This window comes from Variovorax ureilyticus (genome assembly GCF_050632185.1).
Lineage (GTDB): Bacteria > Pseudomonadota > Gammaproteobacteria > Burkholderiales > Burkholderiaceae_C > Variovorax > Variovorax ureilyticus_A.
On record NZ_CP192579.1, the window covers coordinates 3,747,722 to 3,762,782 of the forward strand.

Consider the following 15,061-nt stretch of genomic DNA (forward strand, 5'->3'; position numbering starts at 1 on the left):
TCACTCCTTGAAGTAGACGATCTGGTTGCTCGTGGCGAGCAGCGCGCCAGTTTCGCTCCACAGCTGCGCGGCCTGGTCGAAATAGCCGTTGCGGAACTGCTGCCCCGTCGCACGGCCGAGCAGGTAGCCGGTGCCCACCTGGGCGAGAAGCGATGCGTCGGTGTGGAAATAGGTCGTGATCGATACCGTCCCGATCGGCACCGGCGTGGCACGCCTCAGCCACACGCGCGGATAGAAGGTGTCGCTCAGCGCCGCGAGGGAAGCGAAGTCCAGCGGGCGCACCGGATCGTCTCGCAGCCACATCATGGTTTCGCTGTGATCGCCCGTGCCGTCCCAGCGCGAAGGGATCGTGCCACTGATCGGTCGCATCTCGTAGCGCTGCAGCCACGCCACGCCGCTCGGTCCGATCGAAAGGCGCGGCACCGCTTCGGGCGACGGAACGTTGGGCATCGGCAGATCGTTCGCACTCCAGGTTTCGCGGCGCACGGCGGTGACCACCGTGCCGGTGGTCGTCACCTGCAGGTGCCCTTCGCCATCGGCCTGAGACATCGTGATGGTCCAGTGCTGCGTCGAGCGATTGGTGCGCACCGGCACCGCCTGGACCTCGAACTCGCCGACGCCCACGGCGGCGGCGTAGTTCACGGTCAGCGCCACGGGATCGCCGAGCAGGTCGGGATGCTTCAGCACCGACTGCAGCATGATCGCCGCCGTCGTGCCGCCGAAGGGGCCGACCATGTTCCAGTAGTCCTGGCCCATGGTGCCGGCGAAATGCCCCGCCCGGATGTCGCTGTGCGCCAGCGCGAGGGTCTTGTCGAGGGGATGCGTTGTCTTCATGGCGCCCAGTGTGCCTCCGTGACAAAGAGCGGCGCAGTCGTCCAGGTGACGCTGCGCCTCCTCACAAACCCTGAAAGATCAGACGCGTTCAAAAATCCCTGCGGCGCCCTGCCCCATGCCCACGCACATCGTGACCATGCCGTACTTGAGCTTCTTGCGCTGCAGGGCATGCACCACGGTGGCCGAGCGGATTGCGCCCGTCGCACCCAGCGGATGACCCAGCGCGATCGCACCACCCATCGGGTTGACCTTGGCCGGATCGAGGCCCAGCGTGTTCATCACCGCGAGCGACTGTGCCGCGAAGGCTTCGTTGAGCTCGATCCAGTCGATCTGGTCCTGCGTGAGGCCGGCGTAGCGCAGCGCGGCGGGGATCGCCTCGATCGGCCCGATGCCCATGAGATGCGGCGGCACACCCTTGCTCGCGAAGCTCACGAAGCGCGCGAGCGGCTTCAGGTCGAACTGCTTGCAGGCCTTCTCGCTCGCGAGGATCAGCGCGCCCGCGCCATCCGAGGTCTGCGAGCTGTTCCCGGCCGTGACGGTGCCGCGCGCAGCAAACACGGTGCGCAGCTTGGCGAGGCCTTCGATCGTGGTGTCGGGGCGCGCGCCTTCGTCCAGGTTGACGGTGCGCTTCTTGGTGATCACTTCACCGGTCGCGAGATCGGGGGTGCGGTCGGTCACTTCGACCGGGGTCATCTCGGCCGCGAATTCGCCGGCCTGCTGCGCAGCGAGCGCGCGCTGGTGCGATTGCAGCGCGAAGGCATCCTGCGCGTCGCGGCTGACCTTCCACTGCTGCGCAACCTTCTCGGCGGTGAGGCCCATGCCGTAGGCGATGCCCACATCACCATCGCGCTCGAAGATCGAAGGCGACAACGAGGGCGAGTTGCCCATCATCGGCACCATGCTCATGCTTTCCACGCCGGCCGCGATCATCACTTCGGCTTCGCCGACGCGGATGCGATCTGCCGCCATCTGCACCGCCGAGAGGCCGGAGGCGCAGAAGCGGTTGACCGTGATGCCGCCGACGCTGGTCGGCAGGCCCGCGAGCACCGCGCCGATGCGCGCGACGTTCAGGCCCTGCTGCGCTTCGGGGATCGCGCAGCCGCAGATGATGTCCTCGATGACCTTCGGGTCGAGGTTGGGCACCGCCGCGAGCGCCGACTTCAGCGTGGTCGCGAGCAGGTCGTCCGGACGGTAGTTGCGGAAGTAGCCGCGATGCGACTTGCCGATCGGCGTGCGGGTCGCGGAAACGATGTAGGCGTCTTGAATCTGTTTCATGAGTGTTCCTGCCGCGTGTCAGTTGCGAACGGGCTTGCCCGTAGAGAGCATGCCCATGATGCGTTCCTGGGTCTTGGGATGCACGATCAGCGAGCAGAAGGCCTTGCGCTCGAGGGTCATCAGGTACTCCTCGGTCACCAGCGAACCTGCATCGACGTCACCGCCGGTCACCACGTGAGCGATCAGGCTCGCGATGTGGAAGTCGTGCTGGCTGATGAAGCCGCCGTCGCGCATGTTCACGAGCTGGCCCTTGATCGTCGCGGCACCACTGCGGCCCGCGACCTTGAACTGGCGGCGCAGCGGCGGCCGCCAGCCGGCATCGGCCATCGCCTTGGCCTGCTGCAGCGCGACGTAGAGCAGCTCGTCCTTGTTCGGCACGATCACGTCGCTGTCGAGCAGATAGCCGAGCTTCTTCGAATCGAGCGCACCCGTGCCGACCTTCGCCATCGCAGCGGCGGTGAAGCCTTCGGTCAGGAACGGAAGGATGTCGGTGCCCGTCGAAGCCGCCGCATTCTCGGCCGCGCGGCGGGCGATGTAGGTCAGGCCGCCCGCGCCGGGGACCAGGCCCACGCCGACTTCGACGAGGCCGATGTAGCTTTCCATCGCCGCAACGCGCTTGGCGGAATGGATCGCGAGCTCGCAGCCACCGCCCAGCGCCATGCCGCGCACGGCCGAAATCACCGGCACGTTGGCATAGCGGATCTTGAGCATGACCTTCTGCAGCTCCTCTTCCGCCCCTTCGACCGCGCCGATGCCGGCAACCACGAAGGCCGGCAGCATCGCCTGCAGGTCGGCGCCGACGGAGAACATCTCGTCGGGCGACCAGATCACGAGGCCCTTGTAGTCCTTCTCTGCAAGATCGACCGCTGCCGAGAGGCCTTCGGCCACGTCGGGGCTGATGGCATGCATCTTCGAGTGGATGCTGGCGATTAGCACCTCGCCGTCCAGCGTCCAGATGCGCACGTCGCCTTCGTCCTGGATCGTGGTGCCGGCCTTGTTCGCGTCGGGCGCGTTCGCACCGAGCACGCTTTCGGGGAAGAGCTGGCGCTCATGCACCGGCAACCGGCGCTGCGGCACGAAGGCGTTGGCCGATGCGCTCCACGAGCCCTGCGGGGTATGCACGCCACCGGCTTCGGCCACCGGACCTTCGAAGACCCACTTCGGCAGCGGCGCGCCCGAGAGGGCCTTGCCGCTCGCGATGTCTTCCTGGATCCAGGCCGCGACCTGCTTCCAGCCGGCTTCCTGCCAGAGCTCGAACGGGCCCTGCTTCATGCCGAAGCCCCAGCGCATGGCGAAGTCGATGTCACGCGCGCTTTCGGCGATGGTGGCCGGTGCACGGCCGCGTAGTGGAAGCTGTCGCGCAGGATCGCCCACAGGAACTGCCCTTGCGCCCCTTCGCTCTCGCGCAGCAGCTTCAGGCGTTCGCCGGCCGGCTTCTTGAGCATTCGGCCGTAGACCTCGTCGGCCTTCTCGCCCGAAGGCACGTACTCGCCCTTCGCGAGATCGAAGCGCAGGATGTCCCTCCCAGCCTTCTTGAAGAAGCCCGCCTTGGTCTTCTGGCCGAGGTTGCCGAGTTCGAGCAGCTTGGCGAGCACCGGCGGCGTCGCGAAGTTGGGATAGAACGGATCGCTCTTCTCGTCGAGGTTGTCCTGCAGCGTCTTGATCACGTGCGCCATCGTGTCGAGGCCGACCACGTCCGCGGTGCGGAAGGTGCCCGAGCTCGCGCGGCCGAGCTTCTTGCCGGTGAGGTCGTCCACCACGTCGGGTGTGAGGCCGAACTTCTCGACTTCCTTCAGCGTTGCCAGCATGCCGGCGATGCCGACGCGGTTGGCGATGAAGTTGGGCGTGTCGTGCGCACGCACCACGCCCTTGCCGAGCGTGCTGGTCACGAAGGCTTCGAGCTCGTCGAGCACCTGCGGCTCGGTGGTCGGCGTATTGATCAGCTCGACCAGGAACATGTAGCGCGGCGGGTTGAAGAAGTGGATGCCGCAGAAGCGCGGCTTGAGCGCCTCCGGCAGCGCCTCGCTGAGCTTGGTGATCGACAGGCCCGAGGTGTTCGAGGCCAGGATCGCGTGCTTCGCGACGTGCGGCGCGATCTTCTTGTAGAGGTCGAGCTTCCAGTCCATGCGCTCGGCGATCGCTTCGATCACGAGGTCGCATTCGCCGAGCTTCGCGAGATCGTCTTCGTAGTTGGCCTGCTCGATCAGCACGGCATCGGCGACGTCGCCGAGCGGTGCGGGCTTGAGCTTCTTCAGGTTGTCGATGGCGCGGATCACGATGCCGTTCTTCGGACCTTCCTTCGCTGGCAGGTCGAACAGCACGACCGGCACGCGCACGTTGACGAGATGCGCCGCGATCTGCGCGCCCATCACGCCGGCGCCGAGCACGGCGACCTTTTTCACTTGGAATCTGGACATAACGGGTCCTACTAGAGTTCTGATTGATTCGGGAAACACCGTGGAACCGGCTTTGCCGGGCCACCGGTGTTGCCCCCTTGAGGGGGAGGCGGCTACACGAAGTGAGCAAGCAACGGGGGTGGGTCAAGGTACACGGTTCCAGGTCTGGGTGCGCCAGAAGGGGCCGAGGTAGCCGCGAACCTGGAGCTTCTGGCCGCCCTCGATCGGCGTGAGGCTCGAGCGGTATTCCTTGCCGTTTTCGGGGTCGAGGATGCGTCCGCCCTCCCAAACCTCCCGGCCATCGGCCTGCCGGCCGCCCCGGATGATCTCCAGGCCGACGATCGGCTTGCCCCTGCGGTCATCGCGGCATTCGTCGCACACTTCGTGGTGGTGCACGCCCTTTTCCAGCACCTTCTCGATGCGGCCGACCAGCGCGCCGCCCGAATCGTCGATGCGGATCTCGGCCTTGGCCTCGCCGGTCTTCTCGTCGAAAGTGCGCCAGACGCCCAGCGGGTTCATCTGCGCCAGCACCGGCATGGCAGCGGACGCCAACACGACGGCCGCCAGGACTGCGAATCGTGACTTCATGGCCTTCACGCCAGTGCGGCGTCCGTGTTCATCAGGGGCGCGGCGCCGGCGCGCGCGGTGCGCATCAGCGTCGCGGTCTCGGGGAAGAGCTTCGCGAAGTAGAAGCGCGCGGTCTGCAGCTTGGCCTGGTAGAACGGATCGGTGTTGCCGGCCGCGATCTCGCGCAGCGCGGTGCGCGCCATCAGCGCGAAGAGATAGCCGAACACGAAGTGGCCCGCGACGCGCAGGTAGTCGACGGCGGCGGCACCGACTTCATCGGGGTTCTGGAAGCCCTTGAAGCCGATCTCGGTCGTGAACTTGGTGAGCTGGTCGCCGAGGATCGCGATCGGGGTGATGAACTCGCTCATCTTCTCGTTCACGCCTTCTTCTTCCACCAGCTTGCCGACGAGCTTGCCGAACTTCTTGAGCGTCGCGCCGTTGTTGCCCAGCACCTTGCGGCCCAGCAGGTCAAGCGACTGGATGGTGTTGGTGCCTTCGTAGATCATGTTGATGCGGTTGTCGCGCACGAACTGCTCCATGCCCCATTCCTTGATGAAGCCGTGGCCGCCGAAGACCTGCATGCAGGCGTTGGTCGAGATGTGGCCGTTGTCGGTGATGAAGGCCTTCACGATCGGCGTGAGCAGCGCGACGAGCTCGCCACTGTCCTTGCGCACCTTCTCGTCGGGGTGGCCGTGCTCCTTGTCGAGCAAGAGCGCGCAGAGCGTGGCGAGCGCACGGCCGCCTTCCGCGTAGGCCTTGGCGGTCATGAGCATCTTGCGCACGTCGGGGTGCACGATGATCGGATCGGCTTCCTTGTCCTTGGCCTTCACACCCGACAGCGAGCGCATCTGGATGCGGTCCTTGGCGTAGGCCAGCGCGTTCTGGAAGGCCACTTCGGTCAGGCCCAGCGACTGGTTGCCGACGCCGAGGCGCGCGGCGTTCATCATCACGAACATCGCGGCCAGACCCTTGTTGGGTTCGCCGACCAGCGTGCCGACCGCGCCTTCGAGCACCATCTGCGCGGTGGCGTTGCCGTGGATGCCCATCTTGTGCTCGAGGCCGCCGCAGTAGATGCCGTTGCGGCTACCGAGCGAACCGTCGGCCTTGACGTTGAACTTCGGCACCACGAACAGGCTGATGCCCTTGCTGCCCTTGGGCGCATCCGGCAGGCGCGCGAGCACCAGGTGGATGATGTTCTCGACCATGTCGTGCTCGCCGGCCGAGATGAAGATCTTGTTGCCGGTGAGCTTGTAGGTGCCGTCGGCCTGCGGCTCGGCCTTGGTGCGCAGCATGCCGAGGTCGGTGCCGCAGTGGGGTTCGGTCAGGCACATGGTGCCGGTCCACTCGCCGCTGGTGAGCTTGGGCAGGTAGGTCTTCTTCTGCGCGTCGGTGCCGTGCGCGGCGAGGGCTTCGTAAGCGCCGTGCGACAGGCCGGGGTACATCGTCCACGCCTGGTTGGCCGAGTTGAGCATCTCGTAGAACTGCTGGTTGACCACGAACGGCAGGCCCTGGCCGCCGAAAGCCGGATCGCACGACAGCGCCGCCCAGCCGCCTTCGACGTACTGCGCATAGGCTTCCTTGAAGCCCTTCGGCGTCTTCACTTCATGCGTGGTCTTGTCGAGCACGCAGCCTTCCTCGTCGCCGCTGATATTGAGCGGAAAGGTCACTTCGGACGCGAACTTGCCGCCCTCTTCGAGCACCGCGTTGATGGTGTCGACGTCGACTTCCGCATGCCGCGGGATGGCCTTGAGCTCCTCGGTGACATTCAGGACCTCGTGCATCACGAACTGCATGTCGCGAAGAGGCGGGGTGTAGGCGGGCATGTGGAGATCTCCGGAAAGTGAAAGGTGAGGAAGGAAGAAAAGAGGTCGAGGTCGCCGCGTTCAGCGGACGGTCTTGAGGCGGCGTTTGGACGATGCCGCTTCGGGGATCGCGGAAGGCGCGTCCGGCGATGCCGAGCGCGCAAGGATGTTGTCGAAGCCCGCATTGGCGCGTGCCAGCGATTCGGGCGAGCGGAGGAAGCGGGCTTCGTAGTGCAGCGCGAGGATCAGCGCGTGGATCTCGAACGAGATCTGCCGGGCGTCCGCGTCGGAGCGCAGATGGCCTTCGGCCTGCGCCTGCTCCACTGCGCGGAGCATCGCGGCGAGCCGGTGTTGACCGAATCGGCGAGCGCATCGCGCACCGGGCCGGGCCGGTCGTCGAATTCGACCGCGCCGCTGATGTAGATGCAGCCGGAATCGATCTCGGTCGAGGTGCGCTTCATCCAGTTCGCGAACATGGCGCGAAGACGCGGCAGGCCGCGCGGCGCGGACAAGGCGGGATAGAAGACTTCCTGCTCGAAGCGCGTGTGGTACTCGCGCACCACGGAGATCTGCAGTTCTTCGCGCGAGCCGAAGTGCGCGAACACGCCCGATTTGCTCATCTGCGTGACCTCGGCGATGGCGCCGATCGAAAGGCCTTCGAGGCCGATCTGCGCCGCCAGATTCAGCGCGGCATCGATGATGACGGCCTTGGTCTGCTGGCCCTTCTGGGGTGCGCGGGCGGTCTTGACGTTGGCGGCTGGGGACGACATGAAGCGGGGTCAAAAATAAAACGAACGATCGTTCTATTTTGCAGGACTTTGGCGCTTCCAAAAGCACAAAGACCTACTGATTCATCGGGTCTTTGTGCAGGAATTCCGCTCCGGCGCGGCAACGAGGGGAACTTCCCCGCCGCATCCCTGACAAAAGACGCTTTTGCCCTTTTCAAAGAAAGAATGTCATGGGAGTGATTGCTGCTGTCCTGTTCGTCGTCGTCTTGCTCATCGCGGCCGTGGCCGCACTGAACTGGATGCTTCTCATCGCGCCCGCCTCGATCTCGGTCGGCTTCATGCATGTGGACGCGCCGCTCGGTCTCGTCATGCTCGGATTGACGGTGGCCATGGGCGCGCTGTTCTTCGCCTACGTGATCTACCTCCAAAGCTCGATCCTGCTGGAAACGCGCCGCCACACGAAGCAGATGCAGGCCCAGCGCGACCTGGCCGACAAGGCCGAAGCCTCGCGCTTCACCGAACTGCGCAACTTCCTCGAAGCGCAGGAAAACTCCCACATGCAGCGCAACACCGCGCGGCACGATGCACTGCTGGCGCGCGTCGGACAGCTCGAAGCCGCGCTCGGGCAACAACTCGCGCAATCGGACAACACCATCGCGGCGCACATCGGCCAGCTCGAAGACCGTCTCGATCGCCGCGTCGCGACGGGCGCTTGAGCGCCGGTCCGACTACACTCGCGCCCCGATGTCTTTTCCGGCCCACATCCTTCGCGCTTGCGCAGCCGCCTCGTCGTCCGCGACGGGTGCCGCCGTGCGCGCGCGCCGCTTCGCGGCGGGTGTTCGGCCGACGCTCTCCCAGCCGGCCCAAGATTCCTAAGCCCGGCGATCCGCTTCCTCCTCCTTTCAGCGCAAACCATCGATCGCCGGGCATCCAAGCCGCGCATTAGCGGCCCGGTCCCGGAGGGATCGGGTCGCGCTCGTTTGGAGAAGACTCGTGACCCTCACGATCCGCCGCCTCGTCCCGGCACTGCCGCCTTGGCTCTCGCGCCTGATGGAATTGCGCATCGACGTCAGCCATGACCCGAAGCGTTTCGACGAAGAGATCGCGTCGATCTACGACCGCATTCGCAAGCCCGGGCATTCGCTGCACGGCATTCCGGAGATCCCGACCGACGATCCCGACCTGGTGTTCCGCTACCGGGAGGCGGATGGCGAGTTCTACGTCTACGTGGAAGACATTCGTCGCGAACAACTCGTCGGCTACACCGTTTTCAACCGCCTGATCGAGGTGTCGAAGCGCGCGGACCGCTTCGTGCGTGCGCCGCACTCCAAGTACGACCCGCAATACCAGCGGCGCGGCCTCGCGACCGCCATCTACCGCTGGGGGCTGGACGCGGGCCTGTGCCTGATGACCGGCGCGCGCCAGTCCACCGGCGCGCATGCGCTGTGGCATGCGCTGGCCCGACGCTACGAACTGGGCTACGTGGACCTTCGCAGCAAGACGCTGACCTACCTGGGCCGGGAGGTGTCGCCGCAAGTGCTGGACGACCTGCACACGCGGATGATCCTGCTCGGCGACGGCTGGACGGTCGACCGCTTCGCGAAGGCCACGGGCATGAACCTGCCTCCAGCCTGCGCGTGGGCGAGTCGCCCTCTTACAGCTTGAACGGAATCACTTCCTGCCGTTGCTCGCCCAGGCCTTCGATGCCGAGCGTCATCACGTCGCCCTTCTTCAGAAAGACCGGCGGCTTCATGCCCATGCCGACGCCGGGCGGCGTGCCGGTGGTGATGACATCGCCGGGCTCCAGCGTGTTGAGCTGGCTCACATAGCTCACCAGCTTTGCCACGTTGAAGATCATGGTCCGGGTGTTGCCGGTCTGCATGCGCTGGCCGTTGACATCGAGCCACATCGCGAGCTTCTGCGGGTTGGGCACCTCGTCACGCGTGACCAGCCACGGACCGATGGGGCCGAAGGTGTCGAAGCCCTTGCCCTTGTCCCAGGTGAGGCCGCGCTCGAGCTGCCACTCGCGCTCGCTCACGTCATTGATGACGCAGTAGCCCGCCACATGGTTGAGCGCATCCTTCTGCGAGACGTAGCGCGCGCGGGTGCCGATCACCACGCCGAGCTCGACCTCCCAATCGCCCTTGACCGAGCCCTTGGGCAGCATCACGGGGTCGTTCGGCCCCTGGATGCAGCTGATGGCCTTGGTGAACACCACCGGCTCCTTTGGAATGGGCATGCCGGATTCCGCCGCGTGGTCCGCATAGTTGAGACCGATGGCGATGAACTTCCCGACGTTGGCAACCGGGCTTCCGTAGCGCGGCTTGCCCTTGACGAGCGGGAGCTTGTCGACCTTCACCTTGCGCAGCTTGGCGAGCGCGGCGTCGCTGAGCTGCTCGGGTCCGATGTCCTTGACCACCGCGCTCAGGTCGCGCAGCTTGCCGTCGCCATCGATGAGGCCCGGCTTCTCCTTGCCCGGGTTGCCATAGCGAACGAGTTTCATCAGTCTGTCCTTTCGTTGTGCGTGAAACAGTGTCAATAAGTGGAGCGGCCGCCGGAGAGATCGAACACGGCGCCGGTCGAGAACGAGCATTCTTCGGTACAGAGCCACGCGACCATCGCCGCGATTTCCTCGATCTTGCCAAAGCGGCCCATCGGGATTTTCGACAACATGAAGGCGATGTGGTCCGGCGTCATCTGGTCGAAGATGGCGGTCTTCACCGCGGCGGGCGTCACGCAGTTGACGCGCACGCCGGTGTCGGCGAGTTCCTTGCCGAGCGACTTGGTGAGCGCGATCAGGCCCGCCTTGCTCGCGCTGTAGGCGCTGGCGTTGGGATTGCCGTCCTTGCCCGCGACCGACGCGATGTTGACGATGCGTCCGTAGCCTTGCGAACGCATCTGGCCGACGACTTCGCGGCAGCAGATGAAGGGGCCGTTCAGATTCACGTCCATCACCTGCCGCCATGCATCGACCGGATAGTCCCAGAGCCGGGTGTTGGGCCCGGTGATGCCCGCGCTGTTGACAAGCGCATCGATGCGCCCCGCCTGCGCCAGCGTGGCCGCGACCGCCTTCGCGACCGAGGGCTGCTGGGTCACGTCGACCGTGAGCGCGAAAGCCTTCGCACCGAGCGACCACGCCGCCTTGGTTGCCGCTTCGCCGTCGCGATCCCAGATGGTCACGCTGCCGCCCGAAGCCAGCAGGCGCTGCGCGATGCCGTAGCCGAGCCCGGTGGCACCGCCGGTGATCACAGCGTGCCGGCCGGAGAAGTCGAGCTGGTTCATCGGACGTCCTCGTTGCAGCGTTTCGGATCGGCGTTGCGCGGCGCGGTCTTCATGGATTTCCTCGGACGACGATCGGATCGAACTTGCGGCGCGCCTTCAGTTGCCCGGCATCCCACTCGATGCCCAGACCTCGGCGTCTCGGGGGCGAGCGCATGGCCCGACTCGACCCGCAGACGACTCGTCGTCAGGTCGTCGAGCTGCGGAATATATTCGACCCAGCGCGAGTTCGGCACCGCCGCGCACAGGCTCACGTGCAGCTCCATCAGGAAGTGCGGACACATCGCGAGGTTGTGCGCCTCCGCGAGGTGCGCGATCTTGAGCCAGGGCGTGATGCCGCCGACGCGCGCCACGTCGGCCTGCACGATCGAGCATGCGCCCTGCTGCACGTATTCGCCGAACTGCGAGAGGTGGTACATCGACTCGCCCACCGCGATCGGGACACTGGTGCTCGCCAGCAGTCGGGCGTGCGCGGCCACATGCTCCGCCGGCATCGGCTCCTCGAACCACGCAAGGTCGAGCTCGGCGTACTGGCGCGCACGGCGGATCGCTTCGGCCAGTGAGAAGCTCTGGTTGGCGTCGACCATCAGCTCGAAGTCGGCCCCGACCGCATCACGGACCGCGGACAAGCGCGCCATGTCCTGCGCAACATGGGGCTTTCCCACCTTGATCTTTGCGCCCAGGAAGCCCTCGGCCTTCGCGGCCAGGGTCTGCTCGACGAGCGCGCCCGGCTCCATGTGCAGCCAACCGCCCTCCGTCGTGTACACCGGCACGCGCGGCTTGGCGCCACCCGCCATGCGCCACAGCGGGAGCTGCGCGGCGCGGGCGTTGCGGTCCCACAGCGCGGTGTCGATCGCCGCCAGCGCCAGGCTGGTGATCGCGCCGACGGCCGTGGCATGGGTGTGGAAGAACAGGTCGCGCCAGATCGCCTCGCAGGTCTGCGGGTCGCGGCCGATGAGGAGCGGCGCGAGATGGTCATGCAGCAGCGCGACGATCGACGAGCCGCCGGTGCCGATGGTGTAGGTGTAGCCGGTGCCTGCCGAGCCGTCGTCGCAGCGCACCGTGACGAGCACGGTCTCCTGAGTGACGAAGGACTGGATAGCGTCGGTGCGCCGCACTTTCGGCGCGATGTCGATCTGCGCGATCTCGACCTGATCGATCTTTGTCATGGGGGCCACAGGGTCAGGCCGTCGCCGGGCCGCCCCAAGGCGGCCTGCGGCCCCCTCGGGGGGCAGCGATACACGAAGTGATGAGCGTGGGGGCCATGATCAGGCGCCGTTGCGGGTCACTTCCTCAGGCAGGTCCGCACCGTGGAACTTCTTGTAGATCGCATCGAGCTTGCCATTCTTGAGGTTGGCGCGCACCCAGGCATCGACCTTGTCCTTCAGCCTGGCCTCGTCCTTGCGCAGGCCCACGGCGAGCATGTTGACCTTCATGACGAACTTGACCTCCATCTGCTTGGACGGATTCTTCTCGTTGATCACCTTGAGCAGCGGCGGTGCGGTCGCGAAGATGTCGGCCTGGTTGCTCACGATCGCGGTGATCGAAGTCGCGTCGTCGTCGAAGCGGACGATGGTGGCGTCCTTCGGCAGGATCTTGGTCACTTCCTGGTCGTTGGTGGTGCCGCGCGTGGAGATCACCTTCTTGCCCGACAGATCGGCCGCGCTCTTGATCGCCATGCTCTTGGGCGCACCGACCACGGCCGAGATGCCGGCATAGGGAACGGAGAAATCGATCACCTTTTCGCGTTCCGGCGTGATCGAAAGGCTGGAGATCACGATGTCGGCCTTGTCGGTCTGCAGGAAGGGAATGCGGTTCGCGCCGGTCGTGGGCACGATCTCGAGCTCGAGGCCGAGGTCCTTGGCGAGCAGCCGCGCGGTCTCGACATCGGAACCGGTCGAGTTGAGCTTGTCGTCCTTCATGCCATAGGGCGGCACGCCCAGGTCGATGGCGACGCGCAGCTTCTTGGCGGCCATGATGGTGTCGAGCTGATCGGCATGCGCGACGCCGGCCAGGCCGAGTGCGGCGCCCGCGAGCAGAAGGCCCGACAGCAGAAGAGGAATGCGGCGGCGCTGGAAGTGGTTCATGTCTCTTGGTCCTTGTGGTTGCGGAAATGTGGCGAAGAATAGGCCCCCTCAGAGGCCGCTGCCCAGGAACTGCCGAAGCTCGGGCGTCCGGGGGCGGACAGCATCGACGCGTCGCCCTCCTCCCAGATCTGGCCCTGGTGCATGAAGATGATCTTGTCGGCGACGCCGCGCGCGAAGGCCATCTCGTGCGTCACGAGCACCATGGTCATGCCGTCGGCGGCCAGCGTCTCGATGACCTTGAGCACTTCGCCGGTGAGCTCCGGATCGAGGGCCGAGGTCACCTCGTCGAACAGCATCACCTGGGGCTTCATCGCCAGGGAACGAGCGATTGCCACGCGCTGCTGCTGGCCGCCGGAGAGCTGCTCCGGGTAGGCACTGGCCTTCTCGCCGAGGCCCACGCGCGCCAGCACGTCCATCGCGATCACGCGTGCATCGGCATCGGCCATGCGCTTGACGGAAGTCAGCCCGAGCGTGATGTTCTGCAGCACCGTGAGGTGCGGGAACAGGTTGTAGCCCTGGAAGACGATGCCGACGTCGCGCCGCAGCGCGCGCACATCGAGCGCCGCATCGTGGACCGCGTGTCCGCACACCCTGATGCTGCCGCTGTCCACGGTCTCGAGGCGATCGATGCAGCGCAGCGCCGTGCTTTTGCCCGAGCCGCTCTTGCCGATGATCGCCACCACCTGGCCGCGATCGACCGAGAACGAGACGCCGCGCAGCACGTGCGTCGCGCCGAACTTCTTGTGAACCTGATCGAGTTCAACCACGGCTTGCATTGAGTTTCCTTTCCAGGGTGCGGCTCCAGCGAGACAGCGGATAGCACATGGCGAAGTACAGGAGGGCGGCACAGCCGAAATAGATGAAGGGCTGGAAGGTCGAGTTGTTCAGTACCTTGGCGTTGTACGAAAGCTCGGCAAAGCCGATGACCAGCGATGCGATCGAGGTGTTCTTGATGATCTGCACCATGAACCCGACGGTCGGCGGCGTCGCGATGCGCAGCGCCTGCGGCAGCACCACCTTCTGCATGCGCTGCCAGCGCGTGAGGCCGATGCATTCGGCGGCTTCCCACTGGCTCCGGTGCACCGACTGGATGCAGCCGCGCCAGATCTCGCCGAGGAAGGCGCTCGAATAGATCGTCATCGCGAGCGCCGCGGCGAACAGCGCGGGCACCGAACCGATGCCGACGATGTTCGGCCCGTAGAAGCACAGCCCCATCAGCACCAACAGCGGCGTGCCCTGGATGATCTGGATATAGGTGGCAGCAGCGGCGCGCACGCCATGGACCGGCGACACGCGCGCCAGCGCGACGCCGAGCCCCGCCAGCCCGCCGGCGACGAAGGTCAGAAGCGCCAGTTCCAGCGTGCCGATCGCGCCCAGCAGCAGGTAGGAGATTTGCTCGTGCGTCATTACAAGGGCGTGCCGAGCTTGCGGCGACGTGTGAACACCAGCTGCCCCAGGAGCCAGAAGCCCAGGCGCATCAGGTAGGAGAGCGCCAGGTACACCACCCACAGCACGAGGAAGATCTCGAAGTTGCGGAAGGTGTCGGACTGGATCCGGTTGGCGATGCCCAGCAGCTCTTCGGCACCGATCGAGGACATGATGCTCGACGCCAGCATCAGCAGCACGAACTGGCTCGTCAGCGACGGATACACGCGCTCCACCGCGGGCCGCAGGATCACATGCCAGAACACCTGCACCTTCGACATGCCGAGGCAGTCGGCGGCTTCGAGCTGTCCCTTGTGGATCGATTCGATGCCGGCGCGCATGATCTCGCAGGTGTAGGCGCCGATGTTGATGACCAGGGCCAGCACCGCGCCGACCATGATCGGCAGGGTCACGCCGACGCTGGACAGTCCGAAGATCAGGAAGTAGCTCTGGATCAGGAGCGGCGTGTTGCGGATGGCTTCGACATAGACGCCGACTGCGCGCCGTAGCAATTCATGGCGGCTGTTGCGCCCGACCGCGCACAGCGCGCCCAGCACGAAGCCGAGCACCGTCGACAGGAAGGAAAGCTGCACGGTGACCCACGCCCCTTCGAGCAGCAGCGACCACTGCGCCAGCACGGACGCGAAATCGAAGTGGTATTTCACCAG

At 65.8% G+C, this 15,061-nt stretch carries 11 protein-coding genes and 4 pseudogenes; 2 read left to right on the forward strand and 13 right to left on the reverse strand.

What is annotated here, in order from left to right; genetic code table 11:
* The 6 genes and pseudogenes from ACQ858_RS18510 to ACQ858_RS18535 form a co-directional block, all read right to left on the reverse strand.
* The gene (locus ACQ858_RS18510; RefSeq protein WP_431274055.1) at positions 1–834 is read right to left on the reverse strand and encodes an acyl-CoA thioesterase; all 834 of its coding nucleotides are present in this window, start codon (positions 832–834) and stop codon (positions 1–3) included.
* A 78-nt stretch (positions 835–912) separates the two neighbouring features.
* Positions 913–2,109, reverse strand: a complete 1,197-nt coding sequence (locus ACQ858_RS18515) for an acetyl-CoA C-acyltransferase (RefSeq protein ID WP_431274056.1) — start codon at positions 2,107–2,109, stop codon at positions 913–915.
* 18 nt (positions 2,110–2,127) lie between these two features.
* Positions 2,128–4,526 (reverse strand): annotated as a pseudogene (locus tag ACQ858_RS18520) (3-hydroxyacyl-CoA dehydrogenase NAD-binding domain-containing protein).
* Between the two features lie 123 nt (positions 4,527–4,649).
* A complete protein-coding gene (locus tag ACQ858_RS18525) occupies positions 4,650–5,093 on the reverse strand; it encodes a DUF2147 domain-containing protein (RefSeq protein WP_431274057.1) in 444 nt (147 codons plus the stop codon).
* 5 nt (positions 5,094–5,098) lie between these two features.
* A complete protein-coding gene (locus tag ACQ858_RS18530; RefSeq protein WP_431274058.1) occupies positions 5,099–6,895 on the reverse strand; it encodes an acyl-CoA dehydrogenase C-terminal domain-containing protein in 1,797 nt (598 codons plus the stop codon).
* A gap of 60 nt (positions 6,896–6,955) precedes the next feature.
* A pseudogene (locus ACQ858_RS18535) lies at positions 6,956–7,644 on the reverse strand (TetR/AcrR family transcriptional regulator).
* 188 nt (positions 7,645–7,832) lie between these two features.
* Between ACQ858_RS18535 and ACQ858_RS18540 the strand changes: the two are divergent.
* Together ACQ858_RS18540 and ACQ858_RS18545 are read left to right on the forward strand one after the other, a co-directional pair.
* Positions 7,833–8,318, forward strand: coding sequence for a LapA family protein (locus ACQ858_RS18540; RefSeq protein ID WP_431274059.1), 486 nt, complete (start codon positions 7,833–7,835; stop codon positions 8,316–8,318).
* Positions 8,319–8,595: 277 nt separating this feature from the next.
* On the forward strand, positions 8,596–9,267 hold the full coding sequence (locus ACQ858_RS18545) for an N-acetyltransferase (RefSeq protein WP_431274060.1): 672 nt from the start codon (positions 8,596–8,598) through the stop codon (positions 9,265–9,267).
* On the opposite strand, the gene ACQ858_RS18550 is transcribed toward ACQ858_RS18545, so the two are convergent.
* The 7 genes and pseudogenes from ACQ858_RS18550 to ACQ858_RS18580 form a co-directional block, all read right to left on the reverse strand.
* Complete coding sequence (locus ACQ858_RS18550) at positions 9,257–10,105, reverse strand: fumarylacetoacetate hydrolase family protein (protein WP_431274061.1); 849 nt, start codon at positions 10,103–10,105, stop codon at positions 9,257–9,259. The two genes, ACQ858_RS18545 and ACQ858_RS18550, sit on opposite strands and share 11 nt — an antisense overlap.
* 32 nt (positions 10,106–10,137) lie before the next feature.
* A complete protein-coding gene (locus tag ACQ858_RS18555; RefSeq protein WP_431274062.1) occupies positions 10,138–10,884 on the reverse strand; it encodes an SDR family NAD(P)-dependent oxidoreductase in 747 nt (248 codons plus the stop codon).
* Between the two features lie 49 nt (positions 10,885–10,933).
* Positions 10,934–12,050, reverse strand: a pseudogene (locus ACQ858_RS18560) (mandelate racemase/muconate lactonizing enzyme family protein).
* Positions 12,051–12,149: 99 nt separating this feature from the next.
* Entirely contained in the window at positions 12,150–12,968 is an 819-nt protein-coding gene (locus ACQ858_RS18565; protein WP_431274063.1) for a transporter substrate-binding domain-containing protein, read from the reverse strand.
* 48 nt (positions 12,969–13,016) lie between these two features.
* A pseudogene (locus tag ACQ858_RS18570) lies at positions 13,017–13,744 on the reverse strand (amino acid ABC transporter ATP-binding protein).
* Entirely contained in the window at positions 13,728–14,375 is a 648-nt protein-coding gene (locus tag ACQ858_RS18575; RefSeq protein WP_431274064.1) for an amino acid ABC transporter permease, read from the reverse strand. Before ACQ858_RS18575 ends, ACQ858_RS18570 begins: the two are co-directional and overlap by 17 nt.
* Positions 14,375–15,058: an amino acid ABC transporter permease gene (locus ACQ858_RS18580; RefSeq protein ID WP_431274065.1), complete on the reverse strand. Its 684-nt coding sequence runs from the start codon at positions 15,056–15,058 to the stop codon at positions 14,375–14,377. Before ACQ858_RS18580 ends, ACQ858_RS18575 begins: the two co-directional genes overlap by 1 nt.
* Between the last annotated feature and the right edge of the window lie 3 nt (positions 15,059–15,061).